The sequence below is a fragment of the Hoeflea sp. genome (assembly GCF_984452065.1).
Map to the genome: position 1 here is coordinate 1 of NZ_CFHWAF010000241.1, position 2,919 is coordinate 2,919.

Annotated in this window: 3 protein-coding genes; 2 read left to right on the forward strand and 1 reads right to left on the reverse strand. The window is 59.2% G+C overall.

Annotated features, from left to right (window positions below; all coding sequences use genetic code 11):
- Positions 1 to 431 (reverse strand): alpha/beta hydrolase (locus AC5E6N_RS23930; protein WP_491750159.1); only part of this gene is annotated, 431 nt, incomplete at its 3' end.
- A gap of 199 nt (positions 432 to 630) precedes the next feature.
- On the opposite strand from AC5E6N_RS23930, the gene AC5E6N_RS23935 reads away from it, so the two are divergent.
- On the forward strand, positions 631 to 1,803 hold the full coding sequence (locus AC5E6N_RS23935; RefSeq protein ID WP_491750160.1) for a cysteine desulfurase family protein: 1,173 nt from the start codon (positions 631 to 633) through the stop codon (positions 1,801 to 1,803).
- Positions 1,804 to 1,964: 161 nt separating this feature from the next.
- The coding region (gene sufB / locus AC5E6N_RS23940; RefSeq protein WP_491750161.1) for a Fe-S cluster assembly protein SufB at positions 1,965 to 2,919 on the forward strand (955 nt) is incomplete at its 3' end.

The window sequence follows — 2,919 nt, forward strand, 5'->3', positions numbered from 1 at the left end:
GGCGCAAGGAATGCGAAGTCGTAGATGTTCGGTTGCGGCGCGATCGACATGAAGCCTTCGATTTCCGGACGGCGCATGAGGAGTTGCATGCCGATCCAGGCTCCGAAGGAATAACCGGCGACCCAGCAGCTTTTGCTGTCCGGGTGCAGGCTCTGGATCCAGTCGAGCGCCGCCGCGGCGTCGGACAGTTCGCCGGTGCCGTGATCAAACGCACCCTGGCTGCGACCGATGGAGCGGAAGTTGAACCTCAGCGTGGTGAAACCACGCTGCTGGAACATGTAAAAGAGCTGGTAGACGATCTGGTTGTTCATCGTGCCGCCGAACTGAGGGTGCGGATGCAGAACGATGGCGATCGGTGCGTTCTTTTCCTTCGCGGGCTGATAGCGGCCTTCCAGCCGCCCCGCTGGACCGTTAAAGATGACTTCGGGCATTGTGTCTCCGGCTCAAACGTACAATCGGGCGGGGCCGGCCAGCCAAGTCGGCTTTGTGCTTCGGTCCGCCAACGCTATGTAGGTCGGTTCGATTTGGTTTTTCATTATCCTTCCGGATATAAGCAGGTGTCATAAGCCATCAGCATCCGGAATTTCAAGGAAAATAAGGCGTTGTCGGCGGCGCCGGATTTGACGAAGCATGAGCAAGTCACGCATCTATATGGATTACAATGCCACCGCGCCTTTGCTGACGCAGGCACGCGAGGCGATGGAAGAGGTGCTGGCGCTGCCGGGCAACCCGTCTTCCGTCCATGCGGAGGGCCGTGCCGCCCGCGCCGTGATTGAGAAAGCGCGCCGCCAGGTTGCGGCACTCGCCGGAGCGGAACCGGCAGGCGTAACGTTTACATCCGGGGCCACCGAGGCGGCGGCGACCGTGCTGACGCCGGATTACAAGATGGGCAAGTCCGACCTTGCCGTCTCCCGCCTTTACGCCCCCGCGGTCGAGCATACCTGTATTTTATCAGGCGGCCGCTTTCAGCCCGGACAGGTCAGGCGGTTGCCGGTTGACGGTCAGGGCGTTGCCGATCTGAAGGCTCTGGAGCAACATCTCGCGGAGCACGACGGCGCGTCGGGGCTTGCCATGGTTGCCGCTCAACTCGCCAACAACGAGACCGGCGTGTTGCAGCCGGTCGGCGCGGTTTCCGAAATCGTCAAGGAGCATGGCGGCATACTGGTGGTCGATGCGGTTCAGGCCGCGGGCCGTCTGGCACTCGATATGGGCGCGCTCGGTGCTGATTTCCTGATCCTGTCGTCTCACAAGATCGGCGGTCCGAAGGGCGCCGGCGCGATTGTCAGCGCGGGAGAGATCATGCGGCCCGTGCCGCTTGTTCCCGGAGGCGGACAGGAAAAGGGACACCGGTCGGGAACGGAAAACCCCGCTGCCGTCGCCGGCTTCGGTGCCGCCGCCGAACATGCTTTGGCCGACTTTGATTCGAACGTAAAGAAGATGGCTGGCGCGCGCGACAGGATCGAGGCCGGCATCATGGAACTGGCGCCGGACTGCATCATTCACGCCCGCGAATCGCCGAGGCTGATCAACACGACTTTCTTTTCGCTTCCGGGCCTCAAGGCCGAAACGGCGCAAATCGCTTTTGACCTTGAAGGCGTTGCCCTGTCGGCGGGATCGGCCTGCTCTTCCGGCAAGGTCGGGCCCAGTCACGTGCTCGCCGCCATGGGAGAGGATGCCGGTCTCGGCGGAATCCGTGTCAGCGTCGGACCCGCCACGACCGATCAGGAAGTGGCTGAATTTCTTCGTGTTTTCGGAAAAATCAACGAAAAACGTGACAAAAATCGGAAAGAAAAACAACGCTAGTCTAGAAAAGTTACAAAATACCGTTTACAAGCGTGGATAAGTGTTGGAAATCTGATTTCCCAAACACTAGATTCGCATTAGGCCCGATTGTATGTCGGGCTGGACACATAATGACGTTGACAACTGCCGGACCTTGAACCCGGCGAGATTGGAGAGCGCCAATGCCTGCTGTGCAGGAGACGATCGATCAGGTCCGCCAGATCGATGTGGACCAGTATAAATACGGTTTCGAAACATTCATCGAAATGGACAAGGCCCCGAAGGGGTTGAACGAAGACATCATCCGCTTCATTTCCGCGAAGAAGGATGAGCCGGAGTGGATGCTTGAATGGCGTCTGGACGCCTATAGCCGCTGGCTCACCATGGACGCGCCCAATTGGGCGCGCGTCGAATATCCGCAGATCGACTTCAACGACATCTACTATTACGCAGCGCCAAAGAATCAGACCGGGCCGAAGACCATTGACGAGGTGGATCCGGAGCTCCTTGCGACCTACGAAAAACTCGGCATTCCGTTGCGCGAGCAGGAAATCCTCGCCGGTGTGCAACAATCCAAAGTGGCTGTTGACGCGGTCTTCGATTCCGTATCGGTCGTCACGACGTTCAAGGAGGAGCTTGCGAAGGCCGGCGTGATTTTCATGTCGATCTCCGAAGCCGTCCGCGAACACCCGGAGCTGGTGCGCAGATATCTCGGATCGGTCGTTCCGGTCAGCGACAATTATTATGCGGCGCTGAACTCGGCCGTCTTCACGGATGGATCGTTCGTCTTCGTTCCCAAGGGCGTTCGCTGCCCGATGGAGCTGTCGACCTATTTCCGCATCAATGAGAAGGACACCGGCCAGTTCGAGCGCACCCTGATCATCTGCGAGGACGCGGGTTACGTTTCCTATCTGGAAGGATGCACGGCGCCGCAGAGGGACGAGAATCAGCTTCATGCTGCGGTGGTGGAATTGATCGCCCTCGACGATGCGGAGATCAAATATTCGACGGTGCAGAACTGGTATCCGGGAGACAGCGAAGGCAAGGGCGGCATCTACAATTTTGTCACCAAGCGCGGTGATTGCCGCGGCGCTAACTCAAAGATCTCCTGGACGCAGGTCGAGACCGGCTCGGCCA